Raw genomic sequence first — 18,506 nt, 5'->3', positions numbered from 1 at the left:
TTGATTTGTAGTTATCGTTTGTGACCAGTATGGAGTTTGTTTTCAAGCCATATCGAATATCTAGACATAGAAAAGCAGAACACCCAGAACACTAACGCGACAAATATATAACTTTCAGTAGAAAAGCCTAACCAATCCGGATCGGTATTGGCAGCTTGTCCAATACCGAGCACGTCAAACATCCCGATAATGAGTACTAAGCTGGTATCTTTAAATAGGCCAATGAAGGTATTAACGATAGATGGGATCGTGATCTTCAGTGCTTGCGGCAAAATAATCAAACCGACTTTTTTCCAGTAACTTAAACCTAACGCATCGGCGGCTTCGTATTGACCTTTAGGTATCGCTTGTAAACCACCACGAACCACTTCTGCCATATAAGCCGAACTGAACATGACCACCCCAATCAATGCTCTAACCAATTTATCCGTTTCCGAGCCTTGTGAGAGGAACAGAGGCAGCATAACGGATGCCATAAACAAAACTGTAATCAGTGGCACACCTCTCCAAACCTCGATGTAAACGGTACATAGGCTGCGAATAATGGGCATCTCGGAACGTCGGCCCAACGCCAGTACAACGCCAATCGGTAACGAAACAACAATCCCAACTAAGGCAATAATCAGCGTAACTAATAAGCCTCCCCACTTATGCGTTTCAACCACTTCTAGGCCGAAAAAGCCTCCATAGAGTAACGCCGCGATAAGAAATGGGTAGATGTTGACAAAAAACAACCAAATCCACGTTTTTTTCGGTGTATTTTCATAGGCGAGCAACGCACTAAAAATAGCAAGAGTGAAATAGAAGAGGCGAGGTCGCCATAGCTCAGCTTCTGGATAAAATCCATACATAAACTGATCCCAGCGTACGCTAATAAACACCCAACATGCCCCCTCACGAGTGCAATCACTACGTTGTGTGCCTACCCAATCGGCATTAATAATCGCCCAATCGACCGTATGCCAAACAAGCCAGAAGGCGAAATACCCTAAGATCAGTGTAACGATGGAATTGAGTGCGTTATTAAAAAGATTTTTGCGCAGCCACCCAATGAAGCCAACGGTATTGGCTGGCGGTGGCAAGTTAGGTTGAAACTGATGTACTTTCATCTTATCTCTCCACCAAAGCAACTTTACGGTTATAGATATTCATTAATGCCGATGTCGTCAAACTGAGAGTGAGGTAAACACCCATGGTCATCGCAATAATTTCAATCGCTTGACCCGTTTGATTGAGCGTTGTGCCGGCAAAAACAGAAACCAAATCAGGGTAGCCAATCGCCATCGCTAATGATGAGTTTTTGGTTAAGTTCAGATATTGGCTGGTGAGTGGCGGAATGATGATGCGCAGCGCTTGAGGAATGACCACGAGTTTTAATGTTTTTGAACGAGATAATCCTAATGACATTGCTGCTTCGGATTGACCATGGCTCACCGCATTAATGCCAGAACGGACAATTTCGGCAATAAATGCGGCCGTATAAATACTCAGTGTAATCAGCAGTGCGGCTAACTCAGGGATAATACTGATGCCACCTTGGAAGTTGAACCCTTGCAGTTGTGGATACTCTGCTGACACTGGACGGCCCATAGCAAAGTACACAATGACAGGAAGTAGAATGCACAAGATAGCCGCAATTCTACCCATAGGCGTCTGCTGACCTGTTAAACGCTGTTTGTTTCGAGCCCAAATGCCAATAATTAAGGTGGTTAGTAAGCCAGCAAGAAAGGCAATAAAGATAAATGTGCTGCCACTTTCGAAAATGGGAGCAGGGAAGAACAGACCACGTACATTGAGAAAAATAGAATCCCCTAACTGCATGCTTTGCCTAGGCGATGGTAGAGCCTGTAACACGGCAAAATACCAAAAGAAAATTTGCAGTAATAAAGGAATATTACGGAAGATTTCTATATACACAGCAGCAAGTCGACTGACTAACCAGTTGGAAGAGAGACGAGCAATACCGATAAAGAAACCTAAAAGGGTGGCAAATACAACGCCTAAAAAAGAAACTAGCGCGGTATTGAGTAAACCTATGATAAAAGTTCGCCCATAACTAAAGGTTTCATTGTATTCGATCAAAGTAAGGCCAATCCCAAAGCCAGCTTCTTGATCTAGGAAGTCAAACCCCGTGGCAATGCCTCGAGAACTTAAGTTAGAAAGTGCATTGGTCACAATGGTGTAAAAGAAAAAAACCAGAACGAGAACAGCAATAATTTGAAAGGCGACTGAACGAAAAGTAGGATTGTAGAACAAATTTGCGCTTTTAGCCGAGGGAGCTCCTGAGCTAGCCGCAATAGTTTTAGTAGGTTTCATACAACTATAACCTCAAATCCATTTTTCCAAAAAGGCGGTTAAAACCGCCTATTTGGGATTGTGTGACTATTAACGAAGTGGTGGAGCGTACATAAAGCCGCCAGCATTCCACAACGCATTTGCACCTCGTGCGATTTGTAGTGGAGAACCTTTACCTACAGTGCGTTCAAAACTTTCACCATAGTTACCGACTTGTTTTACAATTTGGTATCCCCAATCATCGCGAATGCCCAAACCTTTACCTTTAGGGCCGTCCAGGCCAAGTATGCGTTTGATATTAGGATCGCTAGATTTAAGCATTTCATCTGCATTTTTTGAGGTAATACCGTACTCTTCTGCGTTAACCATCGCATTGAGAGTCCATTTCGCCACGTTAAACCACTTGTCATCATCTTGACGAACAACGGGCCCAAGTGGTTCTTTAGAAATGATTTCAGGTAATACAACCGCGACGTTAGGATCAGTTAAGTTCAAACGTAGCGCATACAAACCAGATTGGTCGGTTGTTAGAGCATCGCAACGGCCCGCGTCAAAACCTTTTGAGGTTTGCGCTGCTGTATCGAATACCACAGGTTTGTATTTCATGCCTGTGTTGCGGAAGTAGTCCGCCAAGTTCAACTCAGTAGTTGTACCGGATTGGACACAAACCGATGCCCCATCAAGCTCTTTTGCACTTTTCACTCCTAGGTCTTTTTTCACCATGAACCCTTGACCGTCATAATAGTTTACGCCGACAAAATTAAGGCCGAGTGCTGCGTCGCGTTGGAGCGTCCAGGTTGTATTGCGCGAAAGAACATCGATTTCACCTGATTGTAGGGCGGTAAACCGTTCTTTTGCTGTGAGTGGAACATATTTTACTTTCGATTTGTCACCAAGAACTGCTGCGGCAAGTGCCTGGCAATATTCAACATCAATGCCTTCCCATTCCCCTTTTGAGTTCGGGTTGGAAAAGCCTGGTAGACCAGTGCTCACACCACAAGTAATAAAACCTTGCGAAAGTACTTTATCTAAAGTGCTATCTGCTGCTGAAGCTGTCGTCGCCATCATGGCAGTAGAAGCTGCTACAACAGAAGCAAGAACAGTGAGTTTATTCGCCATTTGTATCCTTCCTGTATGATCCATGTTAAACCAGGTGACACCTGATACAACGTACTAAAAATGTTGTTATGTAGCTTTCCAAGTTGTATTTGCATGCAATCGCACATTTACAAATCAACCGTTTATAAGCGTAGGTAATGATTTGTATTTTCTCAAATTAGTAATTTGAAAGATTTTTGATTAGATTCACAAACCTAAGCTGCAGCTAGAATGAACAAATGTTGCAAGATTGTAAATAGTGCAACCGTGTTCAATAGTGGGGCAACAGAATAGAAGCAGTATATTTTTCTTTTAACGTAAAATTAACAATTGTATCATTAGTGTGTTGTCAGGATTTTCAACTATCTAATGGCGAAAATTTGGTTGATAATTATTTGGCTGCATTTAATTAGTGTCGCAGATGCCCTATTTTTGGTAGCATCAAGCGAATAGTTATCTAGATTATTCATGGAATGAAATGCAGTATTTTCCTCTGTTTTTGAATTTATTGGGCAAACCAGTGCTGGTTGTGGGTGGGGGCGAAGTCGCCTGTCGAAAAGTAGAAGCATTGATTCGAGCTGGGGCTCAAGTCACCGTCGTATCACCTAAGATTGAACGTTATCTTTTGGAACTGGTAGAGCAGAATCGTTGCCAATGGGTTCAAAACTTTTATTCATCAGAACTATTAACGAAAGAATACTGGCAGGTATGGGCCACAACGGATAATCCGTCGCTTAACCACCAAGTGCATAAAGATGCAAGAAAGACAGGTGTTTTGGTCAATGTTGTCGATGATCAACCATACTGTGATTTTATCACGCCATCGATGGTCAACCGTGGGCGAATTCAGATCGCAATATCCAGTGGTGGTGCATCACCAGTGTTGGTGAGAAATATCCGAGAAACATTGGAAGCGGTTCTTCCGCAAAATCTCTCGTTGCTTGCTGATTTCGCTGCCTCCAAGAGAAATTCAATTAAACAATCACTCAATTCTGTCAGTGCTAGAAGAAAGTTTTGGGAAGCCTTTTTAAGTGATTCCAAAACAGAAAATGCAGTAAGCCGTGAAGAATTAGAGCGTTTATACCAACAAGCTCTCTTAGTGCCTATAGAAGAATCAGCACAATGTACATGGATAAGCTGTGGCGATGATGTTGAAATGCTGCCGATCAAAGCCCTACGTTACATGCAAAGGGCAGAGGTGGTTTTTTATGAACAACATTCTCCTTTTGAATTGATTGATCTTGTTCGCCGTGATGCTGAAAGGGAAAGTTTTAAGAATGCCGCGCAACTTGCAGAAAAGCTTGAGCAAGCAAAGTCTGATTGCAAAAGAATATGTGTTTTATTGCCTATAAACACAACAGAGTACGCTTTGCTTGTGGGGAAAGACTTAATGTTGTAAGACGTTGGGTATTTATTCACCCAAGTCAGAGGGAAGAAATAGATTCATTGTAAATGATGACTATCAGTGATTGAAAAGCCACCTAATGAGGTGGCTTTGATATTTTATTCGTGGTGTTGTTAGTCTCGAAAATTGTCATACTGGAATGGCTGGCCCATGTCCGATTCACGCATGAGAGCGATCACTGACTGTAAATCATCTCTTTTTTTACCCGTTACTCTTACTTTTTCACCTTGAATGGATGCTTGGACTTTAAGTTTGGCATCCTTGATGGCTTTCACCACTTTCTTGGAGGTTAACGGGTCCAGCCCTTGTTTAAATTGGACATCTTTAAACCAGCGTTTGCCGGAATGTACGGAATCTTTTGCTTCCATCGCTTTGGCATCAACACCTCGTTTTGCGAGGTTGGCACGCAAAATATCCATCATTTGACCCAGTTGAAAATCATCTTCTGCAGACAGTTTTACAACTTCATCTTTGAGTTCAAATCCAGCTTCAACATTACGAAAATCAAAACGAGTAGAAAGTTCTCGGTTTGCGTTATCGACAGCATTACGAAGTTCAACAGTATCGACTTCTGAAACGATATCAAAAGAAGGCATGGTGTTTCCTTATCTATTGCTTATTATTTACTTTAAGTTACGGCGGTCAGTGATCGCTTGTGCCAGCATATCCAGCATGGTTGCTGTGTCATCCCATCCTAAGCATGGATCGGTAATCGATTGACCATAGGTGAGGTTATTTAAGTCATGCATTGGCTGATTACCTTCGATAATGAAGCTTTCTGCCATAATACCAGCGACGAAATCCTTACCTGCACGTATTTGTGTGCAGATGTCGGCCGTTACATCTATCTGTTTTCTATGCTGCTTTTGGCAATTCGCGTGGCTAAAATCTACGATGAGGCGCGGGGCTAAGCCGAATTCGATCAGTTGCTCGCAGGCTGCCGATACGGAGTCAGCGTCATAGTTTGTCCCTGTATCACCACCGCGTAAAATAACATGGCCAAAGGGGTTACCGCTGGTACGATAAACGGTCATACGGCCATTTTTATCCGGAGAGTAAAAGTAATGCGATGCTTGGGCTGCTCGAATGGCATCGATAGCAATTTTGATATTGCCATTAGTGCCATTCTTAAAACCGACAGGGCATGACAGTGCAGACGCCATTTCTCGGTGTATCTGAGATTCCGTAGTGCGCGCACCGATAGCTCCCCACGTGATGAGATCTGCGATGTATTGCCCGGTAATCATGTCTAAAAATTCAGTCGCGGTAGCAAGGCCTAGCTTGTTGATATCTAATAATAATTTTCGTGCTTTATTGAGCCCTGTTTCCAGTGCATATGAACCATCCAGATTGGGATCCGTAATTAAACCTTTCCAGCCCACAACGGTACGTGGTTTCTCGAAATAGGTACGCATGACGATAAACAGTTCATTTTTATATTGGTCTTGGATCGCACTCAAACGTTGAGCGTAATCCATTGCTGCTTCAGTGTCGTGTACTGAACACGGACCGACAATGACTAACAGGCGATCATCTTGACCAGTCAGAATATTTTCAATTTGACGGCGTGAGTTTGCGATGCGCTCTGCTACGTCGTCTGTGATCGGATGCGCATTTCCAAGCTCTGCCGGAGTCGGCATTGGGCCCAAGGCTTGAGTTCTTAATTCATCTGTTTTTAATGGCATGGTAAAGCCTGTACTCTTATTGCGAAGCGGTAAAGATAGCGGAATTGGCAATAGGAATAAACTCCAAAACGGAAAACTTATTGCTTATCATCTATAAGGTGAAATTTTATTCATAAATTTATCATAAATATTTACTTTTACTTGAATTAATACTCGGCTATGGGTATTTTCCTGAGCAAGATAATTAAAAATGTAGGGAGTAATGAATGAGTTTGGCACAACATGATACGATCCACCCTCAGTTGATCTTAGGTGATGCCCTTCCAGCGGCAATTGAATCAAGTGGAAATGCCCAGCATTTGTATGTATCGCTGTCCGACATTATTTTAGATTCGTTGTTTTATCATCCTTCGATTGAGCAACATTTTGCGAATCTAACTGAACTTGAGCAAGGCTCTTTGCAATCCATTCTTGATGACAAAGCGGTGGCGGAGCATTTTACGTCAACCATTGTTGATAGAGTCGTGGCAGCGGTTCAAAAAAATCACACTACGATTCGTGTCTGTTTGAGTGATGCAGATAGTTACACTTATAAGGCGTTGATCGGTGGAAGTGTTGAAACGGATGAAATTAACCCAGCGATGGGAGTGCGTGGCGTATCGCGTTTTTCTTCCAACCAGTATGCAAAAGCGTTTAGTTATGAATGCGCTGTGATCAAGGCATTGCGCAACCAAGGATTGAACATCGAAATTGTGGTGCCATTTGTTCGAACATTAAGTGATGCGGCTACGATCATTGACCGACTGGCAGAGCAGTCTTTACCTCGGAGTTTAGATGGTTTGAAAGTGCTTTATTCTTGCGATGTTCCATCAGCGGCATTGTTGGCAGAGCGTTTGATGCACTATTTTGATGGTGTGGTCATCAACATCGATAACTTAACACAATACACCTTAGGCATTGATAAAGAGAATCCCGAACTTTCCCATTTGTTTAATCCAGAGAGTGAGGCGGTCATCACGCTGCTCGATTTAGCATCAAAAGCGGCACGTCATGCGAATAAGCCGATTTTGGTCGTCACCCAAGCACTCGCAAGTTATCCAAAGCTGCAGGAGCACTTAGCTGAAAGTGTTCAGGCTGATGTTGTGGTAAAAATGTAATGATCTGATTTGGGCGCAGAATAGCTGCGCTCAACCCTAACTTTTTGTAACAACTCATTGACATTTCGCGGCGTATACCTTGAACTGGTCTGACAACCATATTGAAAAGGTCAAGCCTCATGCTCTCCCCATTAACAAAAGCGAATCTTTACTTAAATCTGTTTGGTTTTTTAAAAGTGCCATTGATTTGGTCCTGCAGGCCAAAGATTTTAGTGCTAAACGAACGCTCTGTAGAAATTCGAATTCCACTTAAACGTCGCAATAAAAATCATTTAAATAGTATGTATTTTGGTGTGTTAGCCGTTGGTGCAGACGTAGCGGGCGGTTTTATGGCAATGCATAAAGCACAACAGCGTGGCTCCAAAGTATCGTTGGCGTTTAAAGCGGTTAGTGCGGAGTTTTTAAAAAGGCCGGAGGCGGATGTCCATTTTCATTGCCATGATGGCCAGCTAATAGACAGTATGCTTGATGAAACTATCGCGACCGGAGAGCGAGTCAATCAGACAGTAAAGATCATTGCAACCTGTCCTTCATTGCATGGTGACGAGCCTATGGCGGAGTTTCATCTTACTTTATCGTTAAAGCGTATTGGTAAATAAGGCTGAATTAGAGACTACTCGCTTAATTCTATCGGTTCAATGTCGACAATCTTATTTCTATTTAAAACAATTTTCCAACGGTAGTAGCGGGGCTCTTCTTTATGGTTATCTTCTTTGATAATCAAGTTGAGCAAGTGCCGTTTTTCTACGGTTTCTCGACTCACTTGACCACCACTTAACTGATAAATGCGATTAGAGCCTTTGTCCATCAAACGGGTAATAGGGCGTAGATCAATGTGTAAAGTTTCGCGTGTTTCCTCATAGCCACTCATGAAGCGTGAAGTTGACATGGCCGTTTCTGAGCGATAGTGAAGTACCTGTTCCTCCCTTTGAACAATGCGTTTCTTTCGAATTGTTTTGATTCGGTCTGGTAATTTACTCAGGTTGGTATAATCAAGCCATTCAATTTTGTAACCCACAGATTTTCCGGTCGTTGGGTCTATGTAACGACGCTTCCATTTAGGTTTTTCTTTACGGATCCAGCGCCACAGCATATCGCGTAAGTCATCTTTAAAGATCTCGCGTAATGCATAAACAAACGACATAGCGATGATAAAAGAGGCGGTGATTTCCCCCCAATAGTCGCGAGCTGTAATGGCGATGACGGTGACAAACAGCATTACAAGCCCAGTCGCGATGCCTTTTACGGCACGCTTCATGTTATTACCTAAAGAGGTGACGTGTTCATTAAGCACAATGGGATGCTCGATTAAACGGCGTAGTAGGCGCATCTTGTTACTCAGCCGAGTGATGTCTTCCCCTGCCTTTGCCGAGTTATAATTGTTAAGTTTACGATGTGCCTGTTCTTTCTCAACCAGTGTAATTAGACGCTCTTTGATGGTTTTATATTCACCATCGCGGTTCATGTGTGCGACTAGGGAAAGAAATTTTTGCTCAGTATACCAAGATAAATAGTTATCAATATTGGCGTAATAGCGTTTTAAGCTCTCTTCATAAGGAATGCTGCGGCGCAATCTTTTCAAAATATCTAAAGAGAGTTCAATGACACTATCAACTTCATCTGATGTGACGGTGTCACTCGTCGTATTGAGTTGTACTACAGCTTTATCTAGAGCGATAACATACTGATAAGCAAATAAACTCAAACTGACTCGATACTGAGTAGAAGAGAGATGGCCTCGTTGTGCAAGTCGGCTGTGCACTAAGGGCAGTAATGTTTTATCACTATAATACGCACGCTCTTGGTGGATGAAGCTATAGTAAAAGTCAGATTCAGGAAGTATTTCGGGTGTTAGACCTAAATCACCGGGAATGAATAGGTAAATGTCTAGATCAAGTTCTTTGCTCTGAGACATGGCATGTGAAATTTTAAGCGTGATGGTATCTTGCTTATCGACATTAACCAAAGAAAGCTCCTGAAAAAATGCTTATTTTTCCCTTGAATGCAGGAAAGGATAACAGAGATCACGTATAATCTCTGCAAAATTGAGGTGAGACATAGTAAATGATTAACGTTGGTCAAATAAACAGTTTAGAAGTCGTAAAGATTGCTGATTTCGGCGTATTTTTGGATGCTGAAGATTTTGGAACCACTTTACTGCCTAAACGATTTACCCCAGATGGGGTTGAATTGGGGCAGAAAATAGACGTATTTTTGTATTTCGATTCAGACAATCAACTTGCCGCGACGACTGAAAAACCGATTGCAAAAGTAGGCGAGTGGGGATTGATGAAAGTTCAAGGTGTGAATAGCACTGGTGTTTTTGTTGATTGGGGTCTGAAGGGTAAAGATTTATTGGTGCCTTACAGCGAACAGCGTGCTCGTTTTAAAGAAGGACAAATGATTTTAGTGTATGTCTACACTGATAAGGCTTCCGGCCGCATCGTAGGCACAACTAAATTCAACAAGTGGCTGGACAAAACCCCTGCAAACTATACGCAGAATCAGCAAGTTGATCTATTAATTGCAGAACACTCAGAACTCGGATACAAGGCCATCATCAATGGCGAGCATTGGGGGATGATTTTCCCATCAGATGTGTTTGGTAAGTTGTTTATTGGTAAGACCTTAAAAGGCTACATCAAAAATATCCGTGAAGATGGAAAAATTGACCTAGCTCTGCAAAAAATTGGCGTAGCAAAAATGGATGAGCTAAGCACTAAGATCATAGAGTTACTTGAGAAAAAGGGTGGTTTTCTTCCATTAAGTGATAAATCGACACCAGAAGCTATTTTTTCGATGTTCCGTACCAGTAAGGGAACCTTTAAGAAGAGCATTGGTGGTTTGTACAAGCAGGGAAAAATTACCATTGGGGAAGATGGAATTCATCTTGTATAGCTGAGGCGTCCACCTCCTGTTGCAATTTATTTTCCTTGACGATAAAAAAAGGCCCAAAACTTTTCCGTTTTTGGGCCTAGGGGAATGGCTCATTTGAGCCTACGCTAATCATTAAAATAGTCGTACTTATGCTTCCCTGTAAGTATAGTTGTTATCGCTAGAAGTGTGCGTGTTTTCTAGATTTTTGTCCTATTTTGGGGCATGTTAAAACAAATTTTTATCTTTAACGAGTTCTCTTGGTAAACCATTTTTTATGCGGTTTCCTACCCATTTCCCTAGGCCAATCACATCGTTACCGAGCTTAACCAGTACTTCGCCAGTGCCAGTTTGTAGTGCTGGTCTGACATCTCTGCCCATGTACCAATCTCGCGCTTCTTCAATCGATAGTGTGATGCAGTTTGATTCGTTACCAGTCGCTAATGATGTAGCGACTTGATGCTGCCAGCGATAACCTTTTTTATGTGTTTCAGCGATTTTTATCCCCATGCGAGAGAAGCGGAATTTGCCGAGCATAGGTTCCAGTGCGTTTGGAAATAACCATACATCATTATCACGTAGCCAGACACTGGTATCATCGGGGATCGCAACTTCAAACGTTTTCATGAGTTGATCCGTGATCTCTTGTGTGAGTTTAAGGTTGGCTTTCGCAAAAGGAAATTGACCTAAGCGTTTGTTGACTTCAGGGTGGGGTACAGAGTTAAGTTTACGGATTTTTGCAACAAAAAAACCTTCACAATCATAAGTTTGAGGGAATATATGCAAGAACCCTTCGTCTGTAATAGCTGCTTTTGTATCTTCAAACAATGAGCTAAGGGAAACAAATTCAACTGATTGTGGATATTTTTCTTTTAGATGCAAGCACACTTGTTGGTTCTCTTCTATGCTCAATGTACAGGTTGAGTAGACCATCACACCGCCGGGCTTTAAAGCTTGAAACGCACTTTCAATCAAATCTTTTTGTGTTGTGGAAATCGACAATACAGATTCTTTGCTCCAGTTTTTCATCGCATCAGGATCTTTACGGATGGTACCTTCTCCTGAGCATGGCGCATCTATTAACACCGCATCAAATTGTTCCGGTAACCAACCGCCAAAGACTCGACCATCAAAATTGCTCAGTGCACTGTTACGTACACCGCAGCGTTCGATATTAGCATGCAGCACTTTAACACGGCTGGCTGAAAATTCGTTGGCGACTAATACGCCTTCATTTTCCATACACGCCGCAATTTGCGTTGTTTTTGAACCCGGAGCCGCCGCCATGTCGAGTACTGAATTGAACGATTCATCGCCAGTGAAAAGAGCGGACACTGGCATCATAGAACTGGCTTCTTGAATGTAAAAAAGCCCTGCCATATGTTCGGCTGTGTTGCCCAAAGGTACGACAGACTCATCGGCTTCAATCCAAAAACCCGTATTACACCAAGGCACTGGTGATAAAGCCCATCCCTTTTCTACGGCGCGTTGACAAAAGCTATCGACAGAGATTTTTAGCGTGTTGACTCGGATACTTTTACGCAAAGGACGCTGGCAAGCTGCAATAAAATCACTCATCGTTAGATGTGTGGGCAGTATCGCTTCAATTGTCGCAAGAAAAGGTTCAGGTAGGGTTATATTGGCGTGCAAAGCAGTATCTCGTCTGGGAGTTGAGGCCGGATTATATAAGAATCGTGATGAGATCAAAATAATAAAAAATGCAGCCGATCAGCTGCATTTTATAAGAATCAAGGTTAACCCTTTAAGGTTTTGGTATGGCTGTTCGCCATTGGTGCCATTCTGGTTTGGCTTCAGGATATAAGTAAAATGCTTGGCCTTGTTTAGCGATAGGCTGTAGCTGTTTTTGCTCTGGAGTGGCAAATGTAATTCCGCCTTTCATGATGCTATCTAACGTGCCTGCTTTTATATTTGCACCAGATAAACCGATGGATACATCGACGCCAGAAGTGTTCCAAAATACGCTATTGCTGCGAACCAGATAAGCGAACTCTTTTTGGATTTCAATGGTAAACATGACGCGGTCTGCAAAGTCTCCTAGAGCAACATGGGTTACTTTGCCTACTTCCATTTCACGGTAGAGAACCGGGCTGTCTTCAGTCACTGATCCTCGTGTTTCACTTTGTAAGGTGAATTCAATACCGAGTGCTTGTTGTGGCTGTTTCTCTAGTTCAAATTGATACTGCACATCGCCAAACCCGGGTTGGACCTCAATGCTGGAACTGAGTAAGTTTTGCAGATTTTCAACACCATTGAAGCTAATCTTAGTTTTCGCTACCCAAAAGTGAGAGCCATTTCTGGCAATCCCTAATGCGTAGCTAGGCTCAATTCTCGCTTGGAGTGTAACTTGGTTTGTCTTGAAATTAGGTGTTACAGAAACAACCTCTCCCACAGTGATATTGCTATATTTGATGGATGTTCCTAGCGTAACGCCAAAGGATGAATCGGCCGTTAAGATGATTTCTTGGCCCGCCTTACGTGCTTGATCGTAGCTGTCATAGAGCTTCCACAAATTCTGATCTTTGTTATCAATGCCTTGCAACGAATCAAATGCAATGCCTCCTTGAATTAATGTTTTTAAAGGAGCGGCTTTGACTTTTACGCCTGCAAGTGTTGCATTAATTTCGACGCCAGAACGGTTCCAAAAAACAGTTTGATTCGTAATCAGATGGCGATATTGATTCTCTATTTTGACCTCGATTTTCACACCTTCTTTCGTGAGCTTAAAGCCAAAAACACTGCCTACTTGAAGATTACGGTATAGGAGCGGGCTGCCCGGATTGATGGGAGGAAGCTCGTCGGCAAAAAGAGTCAGTGTCTGTGAGCCGCTTTGATTATATTTTGCAAGCTCAGCTAAGGATTTACTTTGATATAGCGGGTACTCATTACTCGCATTTTCAGCGCCTTCGCTGATGAAACTGATTGAGCCGGCGAGCAGTTGTTTGGCTGGAGGGATCGAAACATTAAGGCCTGATTCGGTGAGCTCCGCGGTGGCCGAGCCTGTAATGTAAAAACGATTCTGTGAGCGTATGAGTGATGAGTACTCTTCATCAATCAGCGTATTGAGCACAACACTGTCTTGCTGCAACTTTACGTCAATTACTGAACCTACCGCGATACCTCGATACAAAATCTGGCTGCCCACATCTAAGCCATATGAGCTTTCAGCTGTAAGTTTGATAGCAATCGATTTTGCTTGTGACTGATTAAATTCAAATTGGCGAATTGCAGTGAAACTTCTGGCCTTTTCGCCCTTACCAGGAATGAGTGTCAAGTAATTCCCTTTGATCAAATTACCGATGTTCTCAACTCCAGAGAGTGAGACTTTGGCCTCTTCCAACACAAAACGGCTTCCCGAATTGAGCATATCGCTAAAAGCCGGTTGGATAGCGGCAGAGGCGATGATCTGTTGGTGACTTTTACTGAGCTGCAATTCCGTGATTTGACCGACTTCTATTCCTCGGTAAATGATGGGGGCACCGGTTTGGTTAATATTATGCTGATCGGGTAGGGTGATTTTCACAGGGATACCACGCCCTGCGGTTTTTAAATCGCGATAGAGACTAAATTGGGTATTTTGTTCAACAGGCTCCCCACCGTCCGGTGAATCGACGGCAATTGAACCACCGATTAATGCACTTAAACTTTCTAAGCGGACGTCAACACCTTCAAAGCCAATGCTTGCACCAACACCGCTGACATTCCAAAAACGGCTTTCATTGGTAATAATGTGGCGATACTCGTCTTTTATCGAGGCTTGAATGAGTACCGACTTTGCATCGTCATCGAGTTTGTAGTTAAACACTTCACCAATCGGAATTTTTTTATAGACGATTTGTGAGCCAACAGAAATACCTCCGAGATCGCGAGCCTTTAGCGAAATGATAAGCCCTTGATTAGACAGTAGATCAGAAGGTGCACCATCTAAAGCACTAAACACTTTATCGTGTTCAGCTGAACTATTTTCGTTACCCGGTTGAATCGCAATATAGTTTCCTGAAACCAATGCATCTAAACCTGAAACGCCAGATAAACTGGCCGTTGGCTTCACTAACCAAAATCGGGTATTGTCATTGAGTAACTGAGTAGCTTCTGGATAAATATCGGCTTCCACATAGATGTTTTCTAATCCTTCGGACAGTTTAATATCTCTTACCATGCCGACTTCGAGCCCTTGGTAGCGAATTGTTGTTCGCCCTGCGACTAAGCCTTGTGCGTCCGAAAAATAGATCTGGATTCGTTCGCCAGCATCGTGAATGGCTTTAACGACTAACCAACCTGCGAGCGCCATGGTGAGTATGGGCAGTATCCACAAAGGTGAGATGCCCCTGTTTCGCTTAACATCGGGAGTGTATGAGGGCTGGCTTGAAATTTGTTTACTCATGTGAAGGCTCGTTTTGGTCTGCGATTTCTGGGTAATTATCCCAGATGAGTCTTGGGTCCATACTTTCCGTGGCGAGCATGGTGAGTACAACCACCAAGCCAAAGGCAACGGCTCCATAACCGGGAGTGAAGTCGAGAATTTGACCGCGATCAACCAGTGTCAACATAATTGAGATGACAAACAGATCCATTACCGACCATTTGCCGATCCATTTAATCGCGAAATAAATGTTCATTCTCTGACGGTGGTAAACCGTTCGCTTAAATTTAATCGCCAGTAATAGATAGGTCAGGCCGAATATTTTTACAATAGGCACGATTATACTGGCCACAAAAATGATGATTGCAATTCCGACCATACCACTATTAATCAGTGACGCAACACCAGAGAAAATGGTGTCTTCTAATCGCTGTCCGTTGGTAATTAAAATCGATATTGGAATCAGGTTCGCGGGGAAAATAGCGACACTTGCTGCAATTAAATAGGCCCAAGTTCGTTGTATCGAGTTGGGTTTCCGGTGATATAATTTTTGCGCGCAACGCACGCAGTGCGTATTTTCGGGTTGTGAAAGATGGCAATGGTGGCAATGCACCTCTTTACGCTCGAAGGCATATTGATTCTCTGGCTGCCACGCTTGCCAATAGCGCCTTACGCTAACTCGAGTCGCTAGCAATACGGTTGCCAGTTGCAGCAAAACTAAACCATACAACCCCACACCGATAAAAATGTCGGAATAATCTTGAAGTTTAAAACAAGATACCGCCACGCTGACTAAAAAAACATCGAGCATTACCCACGCTTTTAATCGCTGAATAATGATCAGTGAGCCACGCAGTAGATGAAACCATCGATAACGCAAGGCGATATGAGCGGTCACTACGGAACCACACACTAAAAGTGGCGCAATAGAGCTGCAAAATAGTACCAATAAAGCGAGCGCTCCAAAGCCCTCTTCAGCCAGCGCAAACACACCGGATTGCAAGGTGGCGGGGATCATCACCCCAACCAAGCGAATACTGATGAATTCAAAAAAATGAGAGGGGATAAACAGTAACAAGCAAGTGATGGCGACGGCTAAATCCCCAGATAAAGAGGGAGACCCACCGCGGTACAGTTGGGTACCGCAGCGTGGACAATAGGCACTTTTTCCATGCTCAACCTCGACGAGATCAACGGCCAATTCACAGCCGTGACACAACCTCACGCCGTTAGGTGATTGTGGATGTTGAATAAGCGCTGAATGTTGAGACAAACAATCATCCTAATTTATTGTTACCCAATCACTAAACGTACGATTGGAGATTTCCATAAAGGGTCTGATATAACCCATCTTGCTCGACTAATTCTCGATGCGTACCCATTTGGCTAACTTGACCATCTTCCAGCACGTAAATTATATCGGCTTGTTTCACTGCCGAAAGGCGGTGCGCAACAATTAAAGTAGTTCGACCTTTCAAAAATCCAGTCAGAGCATTGTGCAATGCCGCTTCAGTTACCGTATCTAACGCGGATGTTGCTTCATCCAAAATAACAAATTTAGGATTGCTCAGTACCATCCGAGCGATGGCTAAACGTTGACGTTGTCCGCCCGACAAGCGAATACCATTTCGGCCAACTAGCGTTTCTAAACCGTCACTGAGATTCGCAGTCACATCATCCAGTTGTGCAATATGCAGCGCTTGCCATAATTCCTCTTCTGCATATTGACCGCCGAGGGTCAAATTATGCCTTAAGGTGTCGTTGAATAGTATAGGTTGTTGTAATACCACGGCAATGTTATCGCGAATAATATCAAAACTTATCTCTTCAGTGGTCGCACCATTAAAACGGATCTGCCCGGAATTGGGTTGATACACACCAATTAACAGTTGGATCAACGTGGATTTCCCACCACCACTTGCGCCAACCAACGCAACTTTTTTACCCGCCGGAATCGTGAGCGAGAGATCGTTGAGCACACTTTTTTCACTATCGTAGGCAAAATTAACGTGAGAAACCTCAACATCGACCTGGCGGTTATCTGTGAATGGGTTAATTTTGCAAATAGGGCGAGGCTCTTCCTCCAGTGCAAGCAGATCATTAATGCGATGAAAGGCCGCCTTTGCACTGTACCAAGAAAATTGAATACTCAGCAGCTCTTGCACTGGGCCTAACATAAACCACAAATAACCGAAAACGGCAAAAATTTGCCCTATGGTCAAGTCGCTAAAGACCACCATCAGCATCGCGACCGCTCTAAATAGCTCAAAACCAAGTAAAAATAGGAGAAATGAGACGCGCCCTGCAGCCTCTGATTGCCATGCATATTTGTCTGCATTCTCTCGGACTTGGTTGGCTTGCTGCTTAAGTTCATTGAGAAACTCTCGCTCTTTATTAGCGGCACGCAATTGATAAATGCCATCTAATGTTTCGACTAGCCGATTTTGAAAGCGTCCATACGCTTGGTTTTCTCGCTTTTTCAGATGCTTAACTTTGCTTCCGAGTTTACGTGAAAAGTAAATCACAATCGGGTTGACCAATAAAATAAACAGCCCTAAACGCCACTCAAGCCAGAGTAGAACACCTGCTGTGCCTAACACGGTCAGTAGGCTGATGATAAATTTACTGAGTGTGCTGCCTATGAATTGATCAATGGTTTCGATGTCGGTGATTAAGTGAGCATTAATACCACCACTGCCTTTGGTTTCGTACTGCCTGATACTGATCCGTCCTAATTTATCAATCATTTTGCAGCGCATTTGGTAAGTGATGGTTTTGGACACCAAAGTAAATTGACGGCTTTGAAGTATGTTGAGCGCTTGGCTGACGCTACGCATCAAGACCACTAGTAATAACGTGAGCGCAATATAGCCTGTTGGATTTTGCATCGACGTCGGTAGAATAGTATTCATCATCGCCAAACCAGAAGCGGGTTTATTCAGCAGAACTTCGTCGACCATTAATGGCATTAATAGTGGAATAGGGACACTAACCAGCGTTGCAATAACCGCGATCGCATTGGCAAATAGAAGTGTAGGTCGATGTTTTTTTACTTGTTTTATTACCCAAGAGCGGCTAATAGTGTCATTGGAATTAGTCATTATGATGAGAATGCATCCTATTTATCGTGTGAGAAATTGTACGCTGTTCAAAAATAGATGTCTTCCGTTTTCAAAAGGTCGTTGAGTTTATATGAACATAGAAGAATACCGCCGTCTTACCAAGCAGGCGGTGGCACTGGTTGAATCTGAAACGGATTTAATCGCTAATCTTGCCAATTTGAGCGCCTTATTTAACATGGAGCTTGAAGATCTTAACTGGGTGGGTTTTTACCTAATAAAAGAAGAGCAACTGGTTCTCGGTCCCTTTCAAGGAAAACCAGCTTGTGTACGCATCCCCTTAGGAAAAGGTGTGTGTGGTACTGCGGCGGCGACTAACCGTATACAACGTGTTTATGATGTCCATGAGTTTGCTGGTCACATTGCTTGCGATGCTGCGAGCAATTCTGAGTTGGTGGTGCCATTTTCTATCAATGGCCAAGTGGTGGGAGTATTGGATATTGATAGCCCAACAATTGGCCGTTTTTCTGAAATTGATGAGAAAGGGATGGCAGAATTAATGATTGAGATAGAAAAGCTGCTCAATTCACACGCTAACAAGGCATAAATTGG

The 18,506-nt window shown here is 43.1% G+C and carries 15 protein-coding genes; 5 read left to right on the top strand and 10 right to left on the bottom strand.

Features of this window, described 5'->3' with window-relative positions:
- Positions 1-11 precede the first annotated feature (11 nt).
- From N5E84_RS06075 to N5E84_RS06065, 3 genes are all read right to left on the bottom strand, one after another.
- Positions 12-1,109: an amino acid ABC transporter permease gene (locus tag N5E84_RS06075; protein WP_026028006.1), complete on the bottom strand. Its 1,098-nt coding sequence runs from the start codon at positions 1,107-1,109 to the stop codon at positions 12-14.
- A 1-nt stretch (position 1,110) separates the two neighbouring features.
- On the bottom strand, positions 1,111-2,316 hold the full coding sequence (locus N5E84_RS06070) for an amino acid ABC transporter permease (RefSeq protein WP_019282712.1): 1,206 nt from the start codon (positions 2,314-2,316) through the stop codon (positions 1,111-1,113).
- Positions 2,317-2,385: 69 nt separating this feature from the next.
- Positions 2,386-3,414 carry an amino acid ABC transporter substrate-binding protein gene (locus tag N5E84_RS06065; protein ID WP_026027113.1) on the bottom strand — a complete coding sequence of 343 codons (1,029 nt, stop codon included), beginning with the start codon at positions 3,412-3,414 and terminating at the stop codon, positions 2,386-2,388.
- A 457-nt stretch (positions 3,415-3,871) separates the two neighbouring features.
- Between N5E84_RS06065 and N5E84_RS06060 the strand changes: the two genes are divergently transcribed.
- Complete coding sequence (locus N5E84_RS06060; RefSeq protein ID WP_019282711.1) at positions 3,872-4,792, top strand: bifunctional precorrin-2 dehydrogenase/sirohydrochlorin ferrochelatase; 921 nt, start codon at positions 3,872-3,874, stop codon at positions 4,790-4,792.
- A gap of 119 nt (positions 4,793-4,911) precedes the next feature.
- Here N5E84_RS06060 and N5E84_RS06055 read toward each other — a convergent pair whose 3' ends face one another.
- On the bottom strand, positions 4,912-5,394 hold the full coding sequence (locus N5E84_RS06055) for a YajQ family cyclic di-GMP-binding protein (protein WP_019282710.1): 483 nt from the start codon (positions 5,392-5,394) through the stop codon (positions 4,912-4,914).
- A gap of 27 nt (positions 5,395-5,421) precedes the next feature.
- On the bottom strand, positions 5,422-6,483 hold the full coding sequence (locus N5E84_RS06050) for a 3-deoxy-7-phosphoheptulonate synthase (RefSeq protein WP_043004617.1): 1,062 nt from the start codon (positions 6,481-6,483) through the stop codon (positions 5,422-5,424).
- A gap of 206 nt (positions 6,484-6,689) precedes the next feature.
- On the opposite strand from N5E84_RS06050, the gene N5E84_RS06045 reads away from it, so the two are divergent.
- Both N5E84_RS06045 and N5E84_RS06040 read left to right on the top strand, forming a co-directional pair.
- Positions 6,690-7,580 (top strand): putative PEP-binding protein, encoded by an 891-nt coding sequence (locus tag N5E84_RS06045; protein WP_019282708.1) that lies wholly within the window; start codon positions 6,690-6,692, stop codon positions 7,578-7,580.
- A 119-nt stretch (positions 7,581-7,699) separates the two neighbouring features.
- A complete protein-coding gene (locus tag N5E84_RS06040; protein WP_017047658.1) occupies positions 7,700-8,179 on the top strand; it encodes a PaaI family thioesterase in 480 nt (159 codons plus the stop codon).
- Positions 8,180-8,193: 14 nt separating this feature from the next.
- Here the strand turns inward: N5E84_RS06040 and N5E84_RS06035 are convergent, their stop codons facing one another.
- Positions 8,194-9,546, bottom strand: a complete 1,353-nt coding sequence (locus N5E84_RS06035) for a hypothetical protein (protein ID WP_069212045.1) — start codon at positions 9,544-9,546, stop codon at positions 8,194-8,196.
- 98 nt (positions 9,547-9,644) lie between these two features.
- On the opposite strand from N5E84_RS06035, the gene N5E84_RS06030 reads away from it, so the two are divergent.
- Positions 9,645-10,478, top strand: a complete 834-nt coding sequence (locus N5E84_RS06030; protein ID WP_013856923.1) for a S1 RNA-binding domain-containing protein — start codon at positions 9,645-9,647, stop codon at positions 10,476-10,478.
- Positions 10,479-10,682: 204 nt separating this feature from the next.
- Here the strand turns inward: N5E84_RS06030 and rsmF are convergent, their stop codons facing one another.
- The 4 genes from rsmF to N5E84_RS06010 all read right to left on the bottom strand — a co-directional run bounded on the left by rsmF (position 10,683) and on the right by N5E84_RS06010 (position 17,936).
- Entirely contained in the window at positions 10,683-12,104 is a 1,422-nt protein-coding gene (gene rsmF, locus N5E84_RS06025) for a 16S rRNA (cytosine(1407)-C(5))-methyltransferase RsmF (protein WP_198303356.1), read from the bottom strand.
- 112 nt (positions 12,105-12,216) lie between these two features.
- Positions 12,217-14,856, bottom strand: coding sequence for an MlaD family protein (locus N5E84_RS06020; RefSeq protein WP_019282706.1), 2,640 nt, complete (start codon positions 14,854-14,856; stop codon positions 12,217-12,219).
- Positions 14,849-16,108, bottom strand: a complete 1,260-nt coding sequence (locus N5E84_RS06015) for a paraquat-inducible protein A (protein WP_019282705.1) — start codon at positions 16,106-16,108, stop codon at positions 14,849-14,851. Before N5E84_RS06015 ends, N5E84_RS06020 begins: the two co-directional genes overlap by 8 nt.
- Positions 16,109-16,139: 31 nt before the next feature.
- Positions 16,140-17,936: an ABC transporter ATP-binding protein gene (locus tag N5E84_RS06010; protein WP_069212044.1), complete on the bottom strand. Its 1,797-nt coding sequence runs from the start codon at positions 17,934-17,936 to the stop codon at positions 16,140-16,142.
- 91 nt (positions 17,937-18,027) lie between these two features.
- Between N5E84_RS06010 and N5E84_RS06005 the strand changes: the two genes are divergently transcribed.
- Entirely contained in the window at positions 18,028-18,501 is a 474-nt protein-coding gene (locus N5E84_RS06005; protein WP_017041971.1) for a GAF domain-containing protein, read from the top strand.
- Positions 18,502-18,506 lie beyond the last annotated feature (5 nt).

The sequence above is a fragment of the Vibrio sp. J502 genome (assembly GCF_025397955.1).
Lineage (GTDB): Bacteria > Pseudomonadota > Gammaproteobacteria > Enterobacterales > Vibrionaceae > Vibrio > Vibrio anguillarum.
The sequence above is the reverse complement of the archived record's forward strand: the minus strand, read 5'-3'. Positions and strand labels throughout refer to the sequence as shown.

What these genes read in the sequence shown, in the direction of transcription:
- N5E84_RS06075 (WP_026028006.1), bottom strand. Translation starts at nt 1,109, where the DNA reads ATGAAAGTACATCAGTTTCAACCTAACTTGCCACCGCCAGCCAATACC.
- N5E84_RS06070 (WP_019282712.1), bottom strand. Translation starts at nt 2,316, where the DNA reads ATGAAACCTACTAAAACTATTGCGGCTAGCTCAGGAGCTCCCTCGGCT.
- N5E84_RS06065 (WP_026027113.1), bottom strand. Translation starts at nt 3,414, where the DNA reads ATGGCGAATAAACTCACTGTTCTTGCTTCTGTTGTAGCAGCTTCTACT.
- N5E84_RS06060 (WP_019282711.1), top strand. Translation starts at nt 3,872, where the DNA reads ATGCAGTATTTTCCTCTGTTTTTGAATTTATTGGGCAAACCAGTGCTG.
- N5E84_RS06055 (WP_019282710.1), bottom strand. Translation starts at nt 5,394, where the DNA reads ATGCCTTCTTTTGATATCGTTTCAGAAGTCGATACTGTTGAACTTCGT.
- N5E84_RS06050 (WP_043004617.1), bottom strand. Translation starts at nt 6,483, where the DNA reads ATGCCATTAAAAACAGATGAATTAAGAACTCAAGCCTTGGGCCCAATG.
- N5E84_RS06045 (WP_019282708.1), top strand. Translation starts at nt 6,690, where the DNA reads ATGAGTTTGGCACAACATGATACGATCCACCCTCAGTTGATCTTAGGT.
- N5E84_RS06040 (WP_017047658.1), top strand. Translation starts at nt 7,700, where the DNA reads ATGCTCTCCCCATTAACAAAAGCGAATCTTTACTTAAATCTGTTTGGT.
- N5E84_RS06030 (WP_013856923.1), top strand. Translation starts at nt 9,645, where the DNA reads ATGATTAACGTTGGTCAAATAAACAGTTTAGAAGTCGTAAAGATTGCT.
- N5E84_RS06020 (WP_019282706.1), bottom strand. Translation starts at nt 14,856, where the DNA reads ATGAGTAAACAAATTTCAAGCCAGCCCTCATACACTCCCGATGTTAAG.
- N5E84_RS06010 (WP_069212044.1), bottom strand. Translation starts at nt 17,936, where the DNA reads ATGACTAATTCCAATGACACTATTAGCCGCTCTTGGGTAATAAAACAA.
- N5E84_RS06005 (WP_017041971.1), top strand. Translation starts at nt 18,028, where the DNA reads ATGAACATAGAAGAATACCGCCGTCTTACCAAGCAGGCGGTGGCACTG.